The sequence below is a fragment of the Micromonospora sp. NPDC047521 genome (assembly GCF_055587305.1).
Genome location: NZ_JBVJGN010000005.1, coordinates 97,843 through 116,813 on the forward strand (window position 1 = coordinate 97,843; position 18,971 = coordinate 116,813).

Here is an 18,971-nt window from a genome sequence, read left to right on the forward strand (position 1 = left end):
GCTCGCCCCATAGGCACCTCACAGCGATCATTGGGCCAATTCCGGCAAAACGCTCCGCCGGGTGCGCAACTGGCGTCTGATCGCTGCTAGGCGCCACCGCTGTACGGGCGCCGGCCACCTCGACCGGGAGCACGGGTGCTGGTACTGCTCATCCTCCACCTCGTGGCGGCCCTCGCGGCGCCGCTGCTCGTCAGGCGGTGGGGTGCCCGCGCGTGCTACCCGTTGGCGCTGGCTCCCGCTGCCGCGTTCTGCTGGGCGGTGGCCCGTACGCCGGCGGTCGACCATGGCGGGGCGGTGGTCGAGACGTACCCGTGGATCGGGCAGTTGGGCTTCGACATCGCGCTGCGGCTCACCACGCTGTCCTGGTTGATGACCCTGCTGATCGGCGGCGTCGGCGCGCTGGTGCTGGTCTACAGTGCCCGCTACTTCGAGTCCGGGTCGGCCGGGCTGACGCAGTTCGCCGCCGTCCTGGTCGCGTTCGCCGGCGCCATGCTCCTGCTGGTCTTCGCCGACGACCTGCTGCTGCTCTACGTCGGCTGGGAGCTGACCACGATCTTCTCGTACCTGCTGATCGGGCACAGCACCGAGCGGCGGTCGAGCCGGTGGGCGGCGGCGCAGGCGCTTACCGTCACCACCCTGGGTGGGCTGGCCATGCTTGTCGGGTTCATCCTCCTGGGTGAACACGCGGGCACCTACCGCTGGTCGGAGATCGCCACCCGGCCGCTGCCCGGGGGCGGTTACCTGGTCACGGCGGTGCTGCTGATCCTGGCCGGCGCGCTGTCCAAGTCGGCGGTGCTGCCGTTCAACTCCTGGCTGCCGGTGGCGATGGCGGCGCCCACCCCGGTGAGCGCGTACCTGCACGCCGCCGCCATGGTCAAGGCCGGCGTCTACCTGCTCGGGCTGCTCGCGCCGGCACTCGCCACGGTCGGCCCGTGGCGACCCGTGGTGCAGGTCGCCGGCCTGGCCACCATGCTGCTCGGCGGCTGGGCGGCGCTGCGGCAGACCGACCTGAAGCTGCTGCTGGCGTACGGCACGGTCAGTCAGCTCGGTCTGCTGGTCGCCGTGACCGGCTCCGGCACCCCGGACGCCGCCCTGGCCGGTGCCGCGATGCTGCTGGCGCACGCGCTGTTCAAGGCGTCCCTGTTCCTGGTCGTCGGAATCATCGACCACGGCGCCGGCACCCGTGACCTGCGCGAGCTGTCCGGGCTGCGGCACTGGTCCCGGCCGCTGTTCGTGGTCGCCGTCCTGGCCGCCGCGTCGATGGCGGGTGTGCCGCCGCTTGTCGGCTTCGTGGCCAAGGAGGCGGTGTTCGCGGCGTTCCTCCACCAGCCACTGCTCCTGGCCGGCTTCGTGGCCGGGACGGTGCTCACCGTCGCGTACAGCGTCCGCTTCCTGTGGGGCGCGTTCAGCGACCGCTCGGGCGTCGAACCGGTCCCGCCGGACCGGAGGATCGCCGGCCCGATGCTGGCCCCGCCGGCAGTCCTGGCCGGCGTCGGGCTGCTCGCCGGGCCGGCCGCCGGCTGGCTCGACGGTCTGCTGCGCCCGTACGCCGACCTGCTCGGCGCGGTCGACGCGCACCTGGCGCTCTGGCCCGGGCTGACCCCGGCGCTCGGCCTGTCCGTGCTGGCCCTTCTCGGCGGCGGTCTGCTCTTCGCGGCGCGCGGGCCGCTCGCCCCGGTGCTGGCCCGGCTCCGCTCGCCGGCGAGCGGCAACCAGGGGTACGAGTGGGTGGTGGGCCGGTTCGACCGGCTGGCCATCGAGGTGACCGGGGCGACGCAACGCGGCTCCCTGCCGCAGTACCTGGGCATCATCCTGGTCACCCTCGTACTGCTGCCCGGCGGGGCGATGATCGCCGCCAGCCCGTGGCGGGCGCGCATTCCGCTCTGGGACAGTCCGCTGCAACCGGTGGTCGTCGTGGTGATCGCGGTGGCGGCGGTGCTCGCGGTAGGTGCCCGCCGCCGGCTCACCGCGATGCTGCTGGTGGGCATGACCGGCTACGGCACCGCGATGTTGTTCGTCCTGCACGGCGCGCCCGACCTGGCGCTCACCCAGTTCCTGGTGGAGACCGCGACGATCGCCGTCTTCGTGCTCGTGCTGCGCCGCCTGCCGGAGCGGTTCTCGGCCCGGCCGCTGCGCCGTAGCCGGTGGACCCGCCGGGCGATCGGGGTGGCGGCGGGCGTGGTCGCGGCCGGGCTGGCGCTGATGGCGGCCAGCGCCCGCCGCGCGCCGGACATCTCCGCGGCCTTCCCCGACCTGGCGGTCGCGCACGGGTACGGCCGCAACGTGGTGAACGTGACCCTCGTCGACATCAGGGCCTGGGACACCATGGGCGAGATCGCGGTGCTTGTGGTGGCCGCGACGGGGGTCGCCAGCCTGATCTTCGAACGGTCCCGCACCGGCCCGCGACCCCGTCGGCCGGAGTCGGACCGGCGGGTCAACAGGCCGGGCCGGCCGGTGTGGCTGCGCGGCGGGCCGACCCTCTACGAGGAACGCCGTTCGATAGTGCTGGAGGTGGTCATCCGGCTGATCTTCCACACCGTGGTGCTGTTCTCGCTGTTCCTGCTCTTCTCCGGCCACAACGCGCCGGGCGGCGGGTTCTCCGGTGGCCTGGTGGCCGGTCTCGCGCTCGTGGTCCGCTACCTCGCCGGCGGCCGGTACGAGCTGACCGAGGCGGCCCCGGTCGGTGCCGGCCTGGTCCTCGGCGCGGGGCTTGCCGTGTCGGTGGGCTCCGGGGTGGTGGCCCTGCTCATCGGCGGGCAGGTGCTGGAGAGCGCCGAGATCAACCAGTCGTTGCCGCTGATCGGCGAGGCGCACCTGGTCACGTCGCTGTTCTTCGACATCGGCGTGTACCTGGTCGTGGTCGGGCTGGTGCTGGACATCCTGCGCAGTCTCGGCGCCGAGGTGGACAGGCACATCGAGGCGACCGGGACCGCCGAGGGCGGGCTGGCCGTCGACAAGGGGGAGCGGGCATGACCGCGGCGCGTGCCGGACCCACGCTGATGCTGGTGCTCGTGGTGGCCGTGCTGGTCGGCTGCGGGGTGATCCTGCTGCTGGAACGCAGCCTGACCCGGATCCTGCTCGGGGTGATCCTGCTCGGCAACGGGGTCAACCTGCTGATCCTGCTGGGTGGACGGGCCGGTGGGGCGCCGATCGTCGGCACCGGCCCGGTGGGCGAGATGAGTGACCCGTTGCCGCAGGCCATGGTGCTGACCGCCATCGTGATCACCTTCGGGTTGACCGCGTTCCTGCTCGCCGTCGCGTACCGGAGCTGGTTTCTCACAGGTGACGACGAGGTGCCCGACGACCTGGAGGACCGGCAGATCATCCGCCGGGCCGAGCGCAACGAGGTGGGCGCCGCCGACCTCGGCGGGGAGGGCCCGGACGAGGACCCGGAGCAGGTGGATCCCGAACCCGCCCGCCGCCGGCTGCGGCGCGGAGAAGAGGCGTGATGGGTACGCTCCTGCCGCTACCGGTGGTGGTGCCGCTGCTCGGCGCGGCACTGACCCTGCTGCTGGCCACCCAACCCCGGATCCAGCGCGCGGTGAGCGTGCTCTGTCTGGCCGGTACCTTCACCGTCGCGGTGGTGCTGCTCGTGCAGGCGTACCGCTACGGGCCGGTGGTGATGGTGATCGGTGGCTGGCCCGCCCCGGTGGGCATCGTGCTGGTCGCCGACCAGCTCGCGGCGTTGATGCTCGTGGTCTCCTCGGCGGTGACCCTCTGCGTGCTGCTGTACTCCGTCGGCCAGGGCCGCAGCGAGACCGGCGAGACCACGCCGGTGGTCATCTTCCACCCGACGTACCTGGTGCTCACCGCCGGCGTCACCACCGCGTTCCTCGCCGGGGACCTGTTCAACCTGTTCGTCGGCTTCGAGATCCTGCTGGTCGCCAGCTTCGTGCTGATCACGCTTGGTGGTACGGAGACGCGGATCCGGACCGGGTCGACGTACGTGGTGGTCAGCATCCTCTCCTCGATGATCTTCCTGACGGCCGTGGGGCTGGTGTACGCGGCCACCGGCACGCTCAACCTGGCGCAACTCTCCCAACGCCTGGACGCGCTGCCCGACCGCGTGCGGTTGGCCCTGCAACTGATGCTGCTGCTCGGCTTCGCGATCAAGGCGGCGGTCTTCCCGTTGTCGGCCTGGCTGCCGGACAGCTACCCGACCGCGCCGGCCCCGGTCACCGCCGTGTTCGCCGGGCTGCTCACCAAGGTCGGTGTCTACGCGATCATCCGTACCGAGACGCTGCTCTTCCCGGACGGGCAGGTCGACGATCTGCTGATGGTCGTCGCCGGGTTGACCATGCTGGTCGGCATCCTCGGCGCGGTGGCCCAGTCGGATCTGAAGCGGCTCTTCTCGTTCACCCTGGTCAGCCACATCGGCTACATGATCTTCGGGGTGGCGTTGAGCACCACCGCCGGGCTCTCCGGCGCGATCTTCTACGTGGTGCACCACATCACCATCCAGACCACGTTGTTCCTGGTCGCCGGGCTGGTCGAGGAACGGGCCGGCAGCACCGACCTGCGCCGAATCGGTGGGCTGGCCCGGGTCGCGCCGCTGCTCGGCGTGCTGTTCTTCGTCCCGGCGATGAACCTCGCGGGAGTGCCCCCGTTCTCCGGTTTCCTCGGCAAGCTCGGGCTGCTCGAGGCAGGGGTGGCGGCCGGTGGGGCGCTGCCCTACGCGCTTGTCGGGGCCGGCACGCTCACCAGCCTGCTGACCCTCTACGTCGCGTCCCGGGTGTGGAACATCGCCTTCTGGCGGGCACCCCGGATCGCCACCGGTGAACCGGTCATCCAGCTGCCCAGGCTGATGATCGGGGCCACCGTCGGCCTTGTCGCGTTCGGTCTGGCGCTGACGGTGCTGGCCGGCCCGCTGTTCGACGTCACCACCGACGCGGCCACCGACCTGCTGTCGCGCACACCGTACGTGCGGGCGGTCCTGCCGGACGGTGCGCCGTGACCGACCCACGCGACAGTGAGCCCGAGGTCGCCGGCGAGCAGTCCGCGTCCCGGCGTGGCCGGTTCGGGCGGTGGCGGGACCAGGCGGTGGCGCTGGGCTGGCTGGTGCTGGTCTGGAACCTGCTCTGGGGCCGGATCAGCTGGGGAAACCTGGCGAGTGGCCTGCTGGTGGGCAGCGCCGTGCTGGTGTTCTTCCCGTTGCCGGCGGTCACCTTCGGCGGCCGTCTGCGGCCCCGGGCACTGCTGGTGTTCGCCACCCGGTTCGTCGTCGAGCTGGTCAGCGCGAGCCTGCACGTCGCCCGGATCGCCGTGCAGACCGGCTACCGGCCGCGCGGCGCGATCATCGCCGTCACGTTGCGGGTCGGTACGGACCTGAACATGGCGCTCACCGCGGAGGCGGTCTCACTGGTTCCCGGCACGCTGATCCTCGAGGTGGACCGCGCTTCCGCGACGCTCTACCTGCACGTGCTGGACACCCACCGGCCGGCGGATCTGGACGCGGCCCGGGAGCGCACGCTCGCCCTGGAGCGGCGGATCGTCCGGGCGGTCGGCTCCGCCGCCGAACTGCGCCGTATCGACAACCCACCCGTCGAGAAGGGAACCTCCCCGTGATCACAGTCCTGGCCGTCGTCCTCACCGCGCTGCTGTCGGTGACCGCGCTGCTGGCGCTGGCCCGGCTCTACCGGGGCCCGTCGCTGCTGGACCGGGTGATCGCCGCGGACATGCTGCTCGCCACCATGATCGCCGCGGTGGGCGCGGAGGCGGCGGTCAACCGGCACGCCACCACGCTGCCCGTGCTCGTGGTGCTCTCCCTGCTGGGGTTCGTCGGCTCGGTGTCACTGGTCCGCTTCGCCGTACGGGAGCCGGCGTGATCGCGACTGTCGCGGACTGGCTCGGCGGGGCCTGCCTGGTCGCCGGCGCGTTGCTCGGGCTGGCCGCCGCGATCGGTGTGCTGCGCTTCCCGGACGCCCTGTCCCGGATGCACGCCGCCACGAAGCCGCAGGTGCTCGGCGTGCTCCTGCTGCTGCTCGGCATCGCGCTGCGGCTGCGGTCGATGGCGGACCTCGGCATGATCGTGCTGGTGGCCGTCTTCCAGTTGGCCACCGCCCCGGTCGCGGCACAGATGATCGGCCGGGCCGCGTACCGGTCCGGCCGGCTGGACCGGGACCTGCTCGACGCCGACGAACTGGCCGATCGCGGCTCGGGCGGCGGTTCGGCGGGGCCGGGCTGACGGCTCGCGCGGCGGGTGAAACGGACGATCGGATGCCTTCGGCACACCCTCAGCGGAGTCCCAGCCAGGGCCGATAAAATGACGGCATGATCGACTCTTCTGCCCAGGAGGGCAGCAGTAGCCAGCCGGGTCGTGCCCGGCATATTCCCGTTCCGACGACCCCGGGAGCCCTGAGCGACCCGTGTTGATCGTCGTCGGTCTCCTTCTGATCATTGTTCTCACGGCCGCCACCGGTTACTTCGTGGCGCAGGAGTTCGGCTACGTCGCCGTCGACCGGGGCAAGCTGCGCCAGCTCGCCGACGACGGTGACCAGGCAGCCGCCCGCGCGCTGACCGTCACCGGCCGGCTCTCCTTCATGTTGTCCGGCGCTCAGCTCGGCATCACCGTCACCGCACTGCTCGTCGGTTACGTCGCCGAGCCGTACCTGGGCGGTGGCCTCGCCGAGGTGCTCGGCGTGGCCGGCGTCAGCGAGGCGGTCAGTCTGCCGCTGTCGGTGGCGCTGGCCCTGGTCATCGCCACCGTCGTGCAGATGGTCCTCGGTGAGCTGGCCCCGAAGAACCTGGCCATCGCGCGGGCCGAGCAACTCGCCCGGGCGTTGAGCCGTTCCACCCTGATCTACCTGGCCGTCGCCGGACCGCTGATCCGGCTCTTCGACCGGGCGTCGATCCGCCTGCTGCGCCGGATCGGCATCGAGCCGATCGAGGAGCTGCCCAGCGGCGCCACCCCCGCCGACCTGGAGCAGATCATCGCCGAGTCCCGCGAGGAGGGCAGCCTGGACGCCGAGATGTCCACGCTGCTCGACCGGGGTCTGGACTTCCGCGAACTCACCGCCGGGGAGGCCATGGTGCCCCGGGTCGACGTGCACACCGTACGGGCCCACGAACCGGTGAGCCGGGTGGTCGAGCTGCTGGACACCGGCCACTCCCGCTTCCCGGTACGCGGGGCGGAGGGCGTCGACGACCTCATCGGGATCGTCGGCATCGCCGACGTGCTCGGCGTACCTCCGGGGGAGCGGGCGAGCACCCCGGTGAGCGCGGTGGCCGGGCCGCCGTTGCTGGTGCCGGAGACGTTGCCGCTGCCCACGGTGCTGGACCGACTGCGGTCCGGGCACCGGCAGATGGCGTGCGTGGTCGACGAGTACGGCGGTTTCGCCGGCGTGATCACGCTTGAGGACATCGCCGAGGAACTGGTCGGCCCGATCCGGGACGAGGACGACCCGCCGGAGCGGGCACCGGCCCGGCAGGACGACGGGTCCTGGGTGGTGCCGGCCCGCTGGCGGATCGACGAGGTCGCCGACAGCACAGGCATCGCCCTGCCCGAGGCCCCCGAGTACGACACGCTCTCCGGGCTGGTGATGCGGGAGCTGGGCCGGGTGCCGGAGGTCGGTGACAAGCTGGAGATCAGCCTGTTGCCCGAGGGTGCCGACGGCGAGGACGGCGAGGCGGAGCCCCGCGCGCTTGTCGAGGTGCTCGCCGTGGACCGGCACGTGGCCGACTCGGTGCGTCTTCAGCTGACCACGCCGGGGGTGTCCGCGTGAGCCCCGGAATCGCGCTGTTCAGCTCGGTGATCCTGCTGGCGCTTAACGGGTTCTTCGTGGCCGCCGAGTTCGCCCTGGTGGCCAGCAAGCGGTACCGCCTGGAACAGGCGGCGGCCAACGGTGGTCGGGCGGCGCGTGCGGCGCTGGACGGCGTCCGCGAGCTGTCGCTGATGCTGGCCGGCGCGCAACTCGGCATCACCCTGTGCACCCTGGGTCTCGGCGCGCTCGCCGAACCGGCGATCGAGCACCTGCTCAGCCCGTTGCTGCACGCGGTGGGTCTGCCGGACGCGGCAAGCCACCTGATCGCCCTGATCTTCGCCCTCGGCGTGGTGACCTTCCTGCACCTGGTGGTGGGGGAGATGGCGCCGAAGTCGTGGGCGATCACCGACGCGGAGCGCTCGGCGACGCTGCTCGCCCTGCCGTTCCGCGCCTTCGCCCGGGTGTCCCGGCCGGTGCTCTCGGCGCTCAACGCCCTGGCCAACGCGATCCTGCGGCTGTTCGGGGTCAACCAGCAGGATCAGCTCGCCCAGGTGCACGGCCCGGACGAGCTGCGAATCCTGCTGGAGCAGTCCCGTGAGCACGGCCTGCTCGGCGCCGAACAGCACCAGTTGCTGACCAGCATGCTGGAGTTGCAGGGCACCTCGGTGGCCCAGGTGATGGAACCGTTCGCCACCATGGTCACCGTCCGCCGCGACGACCCGGCTCAGCGCATCGAGGAGGTCAGCCGCGACAGCGGCCGGTCCCGCCTGGCGGTGCTGGACGAGGCGGGCGACGTGTGCGGCCTGGTGCACGTGCGGGAGGCGGTACGGGTGGTCACCACCGGTCGCTCCGCCACCGCGGGCGAGTTGATGACGCAGGCGTTCACCCTGCCGGCGACGTCGTCGGTCACCGAGGCGGTGGCCGCCATGCGGGCCCGGCAGTCGCAGCTCGCGTTGGTGCGCAACGGCGGCGGCCCGGCCCGGCCGATCGGGTTCGTCGCGCTGGAGGACCTCCTGGAGGAGGTCATCGGCGAGTTCGACGACGAGACCGACACGGTCCCGCGCGGGCGCAGACTGCGCTGACGGCGGCGGCCCGGCCGTGCCGTGCGGCACGGCCCGGCCGGTCCGGCTTGAGGTGACCTCCACCGGGTAGGCGCGGCTGGTGCGGGGGCCGCCGGGGCCCCGTCCCGGAGGGAGGCGCGCGGTGCGGCTGACCGGTGTGTCGCGGGAGTCCGGTTGGACCGGGCTGTCCGTGCAGACCACGCTTCCCAACCCGAGCACCCGTCCGGGCCTGCGCCTGCCGGGACGGGTGACGGTGGCCGCCGGCCCGGATGACGTGCTCGTCCGCCACATCCGGCTCGGCCTGGTCACCACCGTCGAACCGGACGATCCGGCGGCGCCGCGGCGGCTGATGCAGTTCCACCAGGTGCCCATCGCCGGCCGGTTCGTCGTACCTGCGGGTCGCCGGCGGGCGGTGGACTTCGCCATGCCGCTGCCGTGGGAGATCCCGGTGACCACGTTCGGCGGGGTGCCGCTGCTGAGCCTGCGGATGGGTCTGCGGACCGAGGTGTCGGTCGACCCGGATCTGGACCAGGGGGCCATGGTGCCGGTCTTCGTGCATCCGGTGCCCACGCAGCAGCACATCCTGGCGGCGTTGGACACGCTGGGCTTCATGATCCGTCAGGCGGGGTTGCAGGAGGGCGGGCTGCCGGGGGTGGAGCACACCCTGCCGCTGCACCAGCGGTGGGGCTACTGGGTGGGGCCGCTCTACGCGGGGCCGATCACCGAACTGGAGCTGATCTTTGTGACGAACTCGGCCGGCCTGGAGGTGATCATCTGGCTGGACCGGCGGTTGGCGCTGGCCGGGATCACCCACCAGAGCATCAGCCGGTTCCGGATCTGGCACGCGGACGCCGGGCAGCGGGACTGGGCCGCCACAGTGGACGGCTGGCTGCGCCAGGCGATCAACAGGCACGCCGCGGCCGCCGCCCACGCCGACTGGTCCGCGCAGATCACCGAGTCCGCGCACGTGAGCCGCCACCCCGACCAGCCGATCAAACCCGGCTACGGACTGGGCGGCACCGCGGGAGGCGCAGGCGTGGGAGGCGGCGGCTCCGGCGGCGACGGCACCTGACGGGTCAGCCCGCGCTGGCGGTGGCCAGTTTGAGGCTGAAGGCCAGGAAGAGGGCCGCCACGGCGGTGGTGCCGCTGACCGCCAGGCGGCGGCGTTGGCGGAACTGGGCGGCCAGGAACGTGCCCGCGAAGATCAACGCGGTCAGGTAGATCGCGCTTGTCACCTGCGCGATCAGGCCGAGCAGCAGGAACGACAGCGCCGGCCAGGCGTAGCCGGGGTCGACGAACTGGATGAAGAACGAGATGAAGAACAGGATCGCCTTCGGGTTCAGCAGGCTGATCACCAACGCCTTGCGGAACGGGCTGCGCATCTCCGCCGGCTCCGCGGCGTCGATGAGCCGCGGCGCGGTCGGGTCGTAGCGGTCGCGCCAGCGCCGCCAGGCGCCGCGCAGCATCGTCACCCCGACATAACCGAGGTACGCGGCACCGGCGTACTTGATCACCAGGAACACCGGAGGGTACGCCTTGAGCAGCGACGCCACCCCGGCGGCGGAGAGGAACATCAGCACCCAGTCGCCGACGAACACCCCGCCCGCGGCCCGGTAGCCGGCCCCCACACCCCGTTTGGCGGCGGTGGAGAGCACGAAGAGCGAGTTCGGCCCGGGCAGCAGGATGATGGCCACTGTGCCCAGCACGTACGTCCAGATGTCGGTGATCCCCAGCACGCCCGCCATCATCACGCCGCCGGTGCCGTCCGTCGAAGTCTTTCCCGCAGCCTGAGCTGTGCGTTCGGCCACTCATCGACGGTCATCGCGTACTGCACGGTGTCCCGCCAGGAGCCGTCCGCGCGCTGCCGGTGCATCCGCAGCACGCCTTCCCGGGTCGCGCCGAGCCGTTCGATCGCCGCCTGCGAGCGGTCGTTGCGGATGTCGGTGTGCCAGGCGACCCGTACCGCTCCCAGCTCGTCGAAGGCCCGGCCGAGCAGCAGCAGCTTCGCCTCGGTGTTGATGCCGGTACGCCACCAGGGCCGGCCGAGGAAGGTGTGCCCGATCGCCACCGACCGCCGTTCCGGGTCGATCTCGTAGTAGGACGTGGTGCCGACCACCGCCCCGGTGCTCGCGCAACGCTGCACCCAGGGCACCCGTTCGCCGCGGTGCTGGGCGTCCAGGGCGGCGGCGATCACCTCGGCGGTGCCGGCCGGCGTGGTGGGCCGCCGGACGCCCAGGTGCCGCCACACCTCGTCGTCGGCGGTGGCGGCGTGCAGGTCGTCGGCGTGCGCCAGGTCCAGCGGCTCCAGCAGGACGTGCTCGCCGCGCAGCGGCACCGGCTCGTACCACGGTGTGCGGACGGTCCGCAGGTACGCCGGCAGCGGCGCGGTGACCCCGGCGTCCGGCTCCGGCCGCCCGGCGGTCAACCGCAGCGGCAGCACGCCGGCCCAGTGCGGCAGGCGCAGGTCGGCGTCGTCCTCGCGGACACCGCCGGTGCGGGACCTGACGGACACCTCGCGCAGCGGCAACGCGAGCACCGCTGTCTCGGCCAGCTCGCGCCGGCTCGGTGGGCGGGTGTCGGTGCTGCGTCCCGCGCCCACCTTCTCGACGAGCGCGGTGAGCATGGCGCTCTTCTCCCGCTCGTCGGTGACGAGGCGGGCGGTGCCGTGCGCGACGACGGAGCGGTAGTTGGCGCTGTGGTGGAACTGGGAGCGGGCGTAGACCAGCGCGTCGAGCACCGTCACCGCGACGCACACCGGGAGCCCGTCGTCGCCCCGCGCGGCGAGCAGTGGACGGCTGCCGGTCGAGCCGTGCAGGTAGAGCGTGTCGCCGACGCGGACATGAAGGGTGGGCAGCACCCGTGGCTGGCCGTCGACGGTGAACCCGAGCGCGCAGTGGTACGCCTCGTCGAGCACGGCGTGCGCCGCTTCGCGGTCGTAGCTCATCCGGTCCCGGGAGCGGTGGGGGATGGTGCGGGCGGTGGGTGGGTACATCGCGCGCCCTTTCGTGCTAGTACAATCTGTCATTTGTGTCAGCACGCTATCAGTTCACCGGATCCACGGCCGTCGCGATTTCGGCCAGCATCGAGTCGGGCATCCGTACCGACGCCCTGCCGCCCGGCACCACGCTGCCGCCGGTGCGGGCCCTCGCCACCGAGCTGGGCGTCAGCCCCGCCACCGTCGCCCGCGCCTACCAGGAGTTGCGCCAGCGCGGCCTGCTCGCCACCGCCGGCCGGCACGGCACCCGGGTGCGTCCCCGCCCTCCGGTGGCCGCCCGCCGCTCCGCGCTGCGCCCGCCCCCGCTGCCCGGGGCTCGCGACCTGTCCCTGGGTGAACCGGACCCGCGGCTACTGCCCCCGCTCGGCCCGCACCTGGCGGCACTCGCCGCCGCCGCGGGCGCGCCGGTCGGCTACTCCCACGCCGGGGTGCTGCCCGAGCTGGCCGAGGCGGCCCGCGCCCGACTGGCCGCCGACGGCGTACCCACCGGTGAACTGACGGTCACCGGTGGCGCGCTCGACGGCATCGAGCGGCTGCTCGGCGCCCACCTGCGCCCCGGCGACGCGGTAGCGGTGGAGGACCCGGGCTGGGCCAACCTGCTCGATCTGGTGGCCGCGCTGGGGCTGCGCCCGATCGGCGTACCGCTCGACGACGAGGGACCGCTGGTGGCCGGGGTGGCGTCCGCGCTCGCCGCCGGAGCGCGGGCGCTTGTGGTCACCAGCCGGGCGCAGAACCCGACCGGCGCTACCGTGTCCGCCGCCCGTGCCGAGGAGCTGCGGACACTGCTCGCCGACCGGCCCGACCTGCTGCTGATCGAGGACGACCACGCCGCCGAGCTGGCCGACGTACCGCTGCATCCCCTGGCCGGCGCGACGCGGAGCTGGGCCTTCCTGCGCTCGGTGAGCAAGCCGTACGGTCCGGACCTCCGGCTGGCCGTCCTGGTCGGTGACGAGACCACTGTGGCCCGGGTGGCCGGCCGGACGCGGGTCGGCGCGGGCTGGGTCTCCACCGTGCTGCAACGGCTGGTCCTCGCCCTGTGGCGGGACCCGGCGGTCGCCGACCTGGTGCGACGGGCGGGGGAGAGTTACGACCTGCGGCGCGAGGGGCTGCTGGCGGCGTTGGCGGAGCACGGCCTGACCGCCCACGGCCGCAGTGGCATAAACGTCTGGCTGCCGGTGGCGGACGAGACCAGCGCCGTGACCGCGCTGCGCGACGCCGGCTGGTCGGTGGCCCCCGGCGCGCTCTACCGGATCGCCGCCCCGCCCGCCGTCCGCATCACCACCAGCGCTCTGACCAGCACAGACCTGCCCGTCCTGGCCGCCGCGCTGGCCCGCGCGACCCGTCCGGCCCCACCACCCGGCTTCGCCGCCTGACCCCGTCACCGGCGCGATTCGAACCGATCGGGACGGGTATGCCGGCGCCCGGAGGTGTGGGGACATGGCCAATGGTGGGGCTCGTAAGGGGATCTGGATCGCGGTGGCAGCGGTGATCATCATCATCGTCATCGTGGTGATCGCGGTGGCGTCCGGTGGGGACGGAGGCGGCAACGGGTACTGACCCGGATCCGGCAGCGGACCCGAAACGGGTATATAACAGTCGGCATGGCCGAGCAGACCGCCCCGGGCGCCCAACGGTTCATCCCGCCGGACGCGGACACCATCGACGAGCTGCGCGCCGCGGCCGGTGGCTGTCGGGGGTGTGAGCTGTACCGGGACGCCTCGCAGACGGTCTTCGGCAGGGGTGACGAGAGCGCCCGGGTGGTGCTGGTCGGTGAGCAGCCCGGCGACATGGAGGACCAGAAGGGTCTTCCGTTCGTCGGCCCCGCCGGCCGGTTGCTGCGCCGCGCGGTCGACGACGCCAAGCTGGACCCGACGCAGCTCTACCTGACCAACGCCGTGAAGCACTTCCGCTCGAGCTGCGCGGCAAGCGGCGGATCCACCAGACCCCGGACCAGGTGCACATCACGGCGTGCCGGCCCTGGCTGGTGGCCGAGTTCGCCCGGCTGCGCCCGGACGTCGTGGTGGTGCTCGGCGCCACCGCCGCCAAGGCGCTGCTCGGCCCGTCCTTCCGGGTCACCCGCCAGCGCGGCGAACTGCTGCCCTGGCCCGCCTCGGCGCAGCACCCGGAGGACTTCCAGCGGGTGCCGGTGGACAACGCCGGAAAACGCGCCGACGCTCCGCAGGCGCGGCTGCTGGCCACCATCCACCCGTCGGCCGTGCTACGCGCCGACGACCAGGACAAGGCGTACGAGGGCTTGGTCGCCGACCTCACAGTGGTCACCCGCGCCCTGCCCGGCTGACCGGCGACCGCTCCGCCCCGAGCCGGGGCCGCAGCCCGTCCCGACCCGAGCCGGCGGGAGGCGTCCGCCTGCGTCGCGCGGTGCGGCGATACCCACCGGAAACGGCGATGCGTGTGCCGCGTAACAGATCCTCTGCAGACTCATGCGGGTCGATCTTGTAGGGGAGGCCGTGATGAGCGATCAGACACAGTCGATGGTCAGTCGGCGTGGGTTCCTGCGGACGGTCGGGGTCAGTGGCGGTGCCGGAGCGATGCTCGCCACGATGGGCGCCATGGGGCTGGCCCCCAGCGCGGCGGCGTCGGTCATTCCGGCCTTCCGGCCGCCGGAGCGGTCGGACTTCAGCCTCACCGGGCGGTCGGGCGCCAGCGTGGTGGTTCTCGGCGGCGGCATCGCCGGGCTCACCACGGCGTACGAGCTGGGCAAGGCGGGCTACCGCTGCACCATCCTGGAGGCACGGCACCGCGTCGGCGGGCGGAACCTGACCATCCGGGGCGGCGACGTCGAGACGGACCTCGACGGACGCACCCAGCGGGCCGACTTCTCCGACGGGGTCTACTTCAACGCCGGGCCGGGCCGCATCGCACAGTGGATGGTCACGATGGACTACTGCCGGGAACTCGGCGTACCCGTCGAGGTCTTCACCAACCAGAACGCCGACGCCTGGATCTACAACGAGTCTGCCGGGATGACCGAGCCGGTCCGGTACCGCACGGCCAAGGCCGACGTGTATGGCTACGTCTCGGAACTGCTGGCGAAGGCCACCGACCAGGGAGCGCTGGACGCCCGGCTGACCGCCGAGGACCGCGACCGGCTGCTGTCGTTCCTGCAGAGCTTCGGCGCGATCGGCGGACGGACCAGCGACTGGGCGTACGCCGGGACGAACCGTCGGGGCTTCTCCGCGTATCCCGGTGCGGGCAACGACGTGGGGAGCCCGCTCGGCACGCCACCGCCGCTTTCCGACGTGTTCGCCAGCAACGTCGGTCGGTACTTCTCCTTCGAGTTCGGCTACGACCAGGCGATGCTGATGTTCCAGCCGGTCGGCGGGATGGACCAGATCCCCCGAGCGCTGGCCCGGGCGGTCGGCCCGCACCGGATCCGGCTCGACGCTGAGGTGACAGCGGTGACCGACCGGGGCAGTCGGGTCGAGGTGACCTACCGACAGGGTGGCCGGCATTTGCAGATCACCGCCGACTACTGCGTGGCGGCACTACCACCGCACCTGATGGCCCGGGTCCCGCACAATCTCGGCTCCGCGGTGACAGCGGCCCTGGCCGACTTCCCGGTCACCGCCTCCGGGAAGATCGGCCTGGAGTACCGCAGCCGCTGGTGGGAGGCCGACCAGCGGATCTACGGCGGCATCACCGAGACCGACCTGGACCTGTCGCACATCTGGTACCCGTCGTACGGCTTCCACGGTAGGCGCGGCCTGATCGTCGGCTACTACAACACCGGGGCGAACGCCAGGGCGTACAGCGGGCTCACGCCCCAGCAGCGCGCCGAGCGCGCGGTCAGCCAGGGTGTGAAGATCCACGGCGACAAGTACCGCAGTGAGCTGGTCACCTCGTTCTCCCACGCCTGGGACCGGACCCCCTACATCGAGGGCGCCTGGACCTCACCCCGGTACGGCACGGCCGGTTACAACCTGCTGCTCCAGCCGGCCGGGCGGGTCTACTTCGCCGGCGACTGGCTCAGCCACGAGGTGGCCTGGCAGCACGGTGCGTTCGTGTCGGCCCGCTCGGCGGTCTCCGCGCTGCACCAGCGGGTGATGGCCGGCTGAGACCGGCTCGACCGTGGACGGTCTCCGTCAGCCGCCGACCGGGGCCGTCCACGATCGACTGTGCGTCGCGGGTCGCCCGGATGGGTATCGGGTATCGATGGACGTCGACAACGGGGAGCGTCGTGGCGGTGCCGCCGTCAGTGTGGCCGTCGCCGCGCTCACCCTCACCCGGATCCACCGGCTGGCGTCGGTGCTGCCCGATCCACCGGAGACACCACGATCGCAGGTGTGAGGGCGCGTACCCGGGATGCTCGGTGCGGTGACCGGTTCGGCTGGTGGCTAAACCCACTGCCGCTGGTCGGTGCGGGTGCGCGAGGATGGGTCATCCGTCCTGAGGAGCGCCGATGGCCACCGACCTGACCGCGCCGCGCACCGCCGCCCGCCCCGACGTCACGTCGATCCAGCGCCGTACCCTGCGGCTGCTCTTCGGCACCCAGATCATCGGCGGCATCGGCGTCACCATCGGCATCTCCGTCGGCGCGCTGCTCGCCGCCCGGGTCGCCGGCACCGCGATGGCAGGCGTCGCGCAGAGCGCCGGGGTGGTCGGCGCGGCGCTGCTGGCCGTCCCGGTCACCCGGATCATGGCCCGGCACGGGCGGCGACCGGGGCTGGTGGTGGCGTACGCGGTCGGTGCCGTCGGCGGCGTGCTCGTGGTGCTGTCCGCGGTGACCCACTGGGTGCCGCTGCTCTTCCTCGGCATGCTGCTCTTCGGCGGGGGCACCGCCGCGAACCTCCAGGCCCGCTACACGGCGGTTGACCTCGCCGAGCCGGCCCGACGGGGGCGGCAGCTCTCCCTGATCGTCTGGGCGACGACCATCGGCGCGGTGGCCGCCCCGAACTTCGCCGCACTGGCCGACCGGATCACCACCGGCTGGGGGCTGCCCCCGCTGGCCGGCCCGTTCGCGTTCAGCTCGGCCGCCTTCGTGCTCGCTGCGGTCGTACTCCTCGGGTTGCTCCGGCCCGACCCGCTGCTCACCGCGCGGCGGCTCGCGGCGGCCGACACGCCAGTGGTGGCACCGGCCGACGCCGCGCCGACGGCCGTCGTGGCGGAGGCGCCGGCCGCCGCGCCGGTCGCGGTGCGCGCGCCGCGCGGCGCCGGGATGCGGCTGGCCTGGTCGGTGGTACGCGGGCGGCCCGCCGCCCGCCTCGGCATCGCCGCGGTGGCGGTGGGGCACCTGGTGATGGTGGCGGTGATGTCGATGACCCCGGTCCGGCTCGGTGAGTCGCACGCCGACGCCGACGTGCTGCGGCTGGTCGGCATCGTGTTGAGTCTGCACATCGCCGGCATGTACGCGTTCTCCCCGGTGGTGGGCTGGCTCACCGACCGGCTCGGCCGGCGGGCGGTGATCCTCGGCGGCGTCGGGACGCTGCTGGCCGCCTGCGCGGTCGCCGGCACCGCCGGGCACCACACGCCCCGGCTCTCGGTCGGCCTGGTCCTGCTCGGGCTGGGCTGGTCGGGGACCATGGTGGCCGGCTCGACGCTGCTCTCCGAGTCGGTGCCGGCCGGTGTGCGGCCGAGTGTCCAGGGTTTCTCGGACCTGGTCATGGGGCTGGCGGGGGCCGGCGCCGCGGTGCTCAGCGGGTTTGTCATGCAGATCGCCGGTTATCCGGTGCTCGCCCTGCTCGCGGCGGTCGCGACAGTGCCCCTGGTGGCGCTAGCGTTGCGCCCGGTGCCGACCGGGGCACCGGACGAGGAGGGCTGATCACGTGCGCTTGACCGACTTCTGGGCGCGGTTGGAGGAGGCGTTCGGGCCGGGGTACGCGGCCAGCATCGCCCGCGACCAGGTCCTGTCCCAGCTCGGTGGGCGGACCGTGGAGCAGGCGCTGGCGTCGGGTGAGCAGACCCACGTGGTCTGGCGGGCGGTGTGCGCCGCGTACCCCGACCGGGTGCCCGCGCGACTACGCTGAGCAGCCTTTTCGTCGCTTCCGCGTGTCGCTTGCCGAGTCGTACACCTGTTCGGCTATTGTCCACAGCGGGGTGCTCGTCCACAGCTCGCGGCCCGTCGGCTGGTTTTCTGTCGGACCCAGCGCCTAGCGTGTCCGCGTGACGCGAAGCTCAGCAAAGACGCCGGCGAAGGCAGGGGTGGCAACCATGGCAGCAGGGCCTGACCGGGAGAAGGCACTCGACCTTGCTCTCGCTCAGATCGACAAGCAATTCGGCAAGGGCTCGGTGATGCGGCTGGGGGAGCGGCCGGTCATCCAGACTGCCGTGATCCCGACCGGCTCCATCGCGCTCGACGTGGCGCTCGGTGTGGGTGGCCTGCCACGGGGCCGGGTGGTCGAGGTCTACGGTCCCGAGTCCAGCGGTAAGACCACTGTGGCTCTGCACGCGGTGGCAAACGCCCAGCGGGCCGGTGGCATCGCGGCCTTCATCGACGCCGAGCACGCGCTCGACCCGGAGTACGCGAAGGCCCTCGGTGTCGACACCGACGCGATGCTTGTCTCCCAGCCGGACACCGGCGAGCAGGCGCTGGAGATCGCGGACATGCTGATCCGCTCCGGCGCCCTGGACATCATCGTGATCGACTCGGTGGCGGCCCTGGTGCCGCGCGCCGAGATCGAGGGTGAGATGGGCGACAGCCACGTGGGTCTCCAGGCCCGGCTGATGAGCCAGGCGCTGCGGAAGATCACCGGTGTGCTCAGCAACACCGGCACCACGGCGATCTTCATCAACCAGCTGCGGGAAAAGATCGGCGTGATGTTCGGCAGCCCGGAGACCACGACCGGTGGTCGGGCTCTGAAGTTCTACGCCTCGGTCCGGCTCGACGTGCGACGCATCGAGAGCCTCAAGGACGGCACCGACGTGGTCGGTAACCGCACCCGGGTCAAGGTCGTGAAGAACAAGGTGGCCGCGCCGTTCAAGCAGGCCGAGTTCGACATCATGTACGGCAAGGGCATCTCGCGTGAGGGCTCGCTGATCGACGTCGGCGTGGAGCAGGCGATCATCCGTAAGTCCGGAGCGTGGTACACGTACGACGGCGACCAGCTCGGCCAGGGCAAGGAGAAGGCCCGGGAGTTCCTGAAGGAAAACCCGGACGTGGCCGCCGAGATCGAGAAGAAGATCCTGGAGAAGCTCGGCGTCGGGGTCGGCGCGAGCGACGCCGCCGGTGGCCCCGAGCTGCCGCCTGTCGACTTCTGA

17 protein-coding genes and 1 pseudogene are annotated in these 18,971 nt (G+C 72.4%); 16 read left to right on the top strand and 2 right to left on the bottom strand.

Going from position 1 to position 18,971, the window contains the following annotated elements; translation table 11 throughout:
• Nucleotides 1–135 precede the first annotated feature (135 nt).
• From ACZ6N8_RS13580 to ACZ6N8_RS13620, 9 genes are all read left to right on the top strand, one after another.
• Nucleotides 136–2,973 (top strand): Na+/H+ antiporter subunit A, encoded by a 2,838-nt coding sequence (locus ACZ6N8_RS13580; protein WP_466009963.1) that lies wholly within the window; start codon nucleotides 136–138, stop codon nucleotides 2,971–2,973.
• Nucleotides 2,970–3,449, top strand: coding sequence for a Na(+)/H(+) antiporter subunit C (locus ACZ6N8_RS13585; protein ID WP_466009965.1), 480 nt, complete (start codon nucleotides 2,970–2,972; stop codon nucleotides 3,447–3,449). Before ACZ6N8_RS13580 ends, ACZ6N8_RS13585 begins: the two co-directional genes overlap by 4 nt.
• Nucleotides 3,449–4,954, top strand: a complete 1,506-nt coding sequence (locus ACZ6N8_RS13590; protein WP_364366553.1) for a Na+/H+ antiporter subunit D — start codon at nucleotides 3,449–3,451, stop codon at nucleotides 4,952–4,954. Before ACZ6N8_RS13585 ends, ACZ6N8_RS13590 begins: the two co-directional genes overlap by 1 nt.
• Nucleotides 4,951–5,565 (top strand): Na+/H+ antiporter subunit E, encoded by a 615-nt coding sequence (locus ACZ6N8_RS13595; RefSeq protein WP_466009966.1) that lies wholly within the window; start codon nucleotides 4,951–4,953, stop codon nucleotides 5,563–5,565. The genes ACZ6N8_RS13590 and ACZ6N8_RS13595 overlap by 4 nt, the downstream gene beginning before the upstream one ends.
• Nucleotides 5,562–5,825 carry an MrpF/PhaF family protein gene (locus tag ACZ6N8_RS13600; RefSeq protein ID WP_364366547.1) on the top strand — a complete coding sequence of 88 codons (264 nt, stop codon included), beginning with the start codon at nucleotides 5,562–5,564 and terminating at the stop codon, nucleotides 5,823–5,825. The genes ACZ6N8_RS13595 and ACZ6N8_RS13600 overlap by 4 nt, the downstream gene beginning before the upstream one ends.
• Nucleotides 5,825–6,184 carry a monovalent cation/H(+) antiporter subunit G gene (mnhG, locus tag ACZ6N8_RS13605; protein ID WP_466010361.1) on the top strand — a complete coding sequence of 120 codons (360 nt, stop codon included), beginning with the start codon at nucleotides 5,825–5,827 and terminating at the stop codon, nucleotides 6,182–6,184. Before ACZ6N8_RS13600 ends, mnhG begins: the two co-directional genes overlap by 1 nt.
• Nucleotides 6,185–6,365: 181 nt before the next feature.
• Nucleotides 6,366–7,721, top strand: a complete 1,356-nt coding sequence (locus ACZ6N8_RS13610; protein WP_466009968.1) for a hemolysin family protein — start codon at nucleotides 6,366–6,368, stop codon at nucleotides 7,719–7,721.
• Nucleotides 7,718–8,782 (top strand): hemolysin family protein, encoded by a 1,065-nt coding sequence (locus tag ACZ6N8_RS13615; RefSeq protein WP_466009970.1) that lies wholly within the window; start codon nucleotides 7,718–7,720, stop codon nucleotides 8,780–8,782. The genes ACZ6N8_RS13610 and ACZ6N8_RS13615 overlap by 4 nt, the downstream gene beginning before the upstream one ends.
• A gap of 121 nt (nucleotides 8,783–8,903) precedes the next feature.
• Nucleotides 8,904–9,833 carry a sporulation protein gene (locus ACZ6N8_RS13620; RefSeq protein ID WP_466009971.1) on the top strand — a complete coding sequence of 310 codons (930 nt, stop codon included), beginning with the start codon at nucleotides 8,904–8,906 and terminating at the stop codon, nucleotides 9,831–9,833.
• Between the two features lie 4 nt (nucleotides 9,834–9,837).
• Here ACZ6N8_RS13620 and leuE read toward each other — a convergent pair whose 3' ends face one another.
• Entirely contained in the window at nucleotides 9,838–10,509 is a 672-nt protein-coding gene (gene leuE, locus ACZ6N8_RS13625) for a leucine efflux protein LeuE (RefSeq protein ID WP_466010363.1), read from the bottom strand.
• Nucleotides 10,509–11,753, bottom strand: coding sequence for a bifunctional pyridoxamine 5'-phosphate oxidase family protein/GNAT family N-acetyltransferase (locus ACZ6N8_RS13630; RefSeq protein WP_466009973.1), 1,245 nt, complete (start codon nucleotides 11,751–11,753; stop codon nucleotides 10,509–10,511). Before ACZ6N8_RS13630 ends, leuE begins: the two co-directional genes overlap by 1 nt.
• Nucleotides 11,754–11,788: 35 nt before the next feature.
• Here ACZ6N8_RS13630 and ACZ6N8_RS13635 point away from each other — a divergent pair, with 35 nt between their 5' ends.
• The 7 genes and pseudogenes from ACZ6N8_RS13635 (at nucleotide 11,789) to recA (ending at nucleotide 18,971) form a co-directional block, all read left to right on the top strand.
• Nucleotides 11,789–13,129 (top strand): aminotransferase class I/II-fold pyridoxal phosphate-dependent enzyme, encoded by a 1,341-nt coding sequence (locus ACZ6N8_RS13635; protein ID WP_466009975.1) that lies wholly within the window; start codon nucleotides 11,789–11,791, stop codon nucleotides 13,127–13,129.
• A gap of 228 nt (nucleotides 13,130–13,357) precedes the next feature.
• A pseudogene (locus ACZ6N8_RS13640) lies at nucleotides 13,358–14,055 on the top strand (UdgX family uracil-DNA binding protein).
• 172 nt (nucleotides 14,056–14,227) lie between these two features.
• On the top strand, nucleotides 14,228–15,832 hold the full coding sequence (locus ACZ6N8_RS13645; RefSeq protein WP_466009977.1) for a flavin monoamine oxidase family protein: 1,605 nt from the start codon (nucleotides 14,228–14,230) through the stop codon (nucleotides 15,830–15,832).
• A gap of 97 nt (nucleotides 15,833–15,929) precedes the next feature.
• The gene (locus ACZ6N8_RS13650; protein ID WP_466009979.1) at nucleotides 15,930–16,064 is read left to right on the top strand and encodes a hypothetical protein; all 135 of its coding nucleotides are present in this window, start codon (nucleotides 15,930–15,932) and stop codon (nucleotides 16,062–16,064) included.
• Nucleotides 16,065–16,176: 112 nt separating this feature from the next.
• Nucleotides 16,177–17,535: an MFS transporter gene (locus ACZ6N8_RS13655; RefSeq protein ID WP_466009981.1), complete on the top strand. Its 1,359-nt coding sequence runs from the start codon at nucleotides 16,177–16,179 to the stop codon at nucleotides 17,533–17,535.
• Nucleotides 17,536–17,539: 4 nt separating this feature from the next.
• Nucleotides 17,540–17,740, top strand: a complete 201-nt coding sequence (locus ACZ6N8_RS13660) for a DUF3046 domain-containing protein (protein ID WP_139583060.1) — start codon at nucleotides 17,540–17,542, stop codon at nucleotides 17,738–17,740.
• Between the two features lie 184 nt (nucleotides 17,741–17,924).
• On the top strand, nucleotides 17,925–18,971 hold the full coding sequence (gene recA / locus ACZ6N8_RS13665) for a recombinase RecA (protein WP_139583061.1): 1,047 nt from the start codon (nucleotides 17,925–17,927) through the stop codon (nucleotides 18,969–18,971).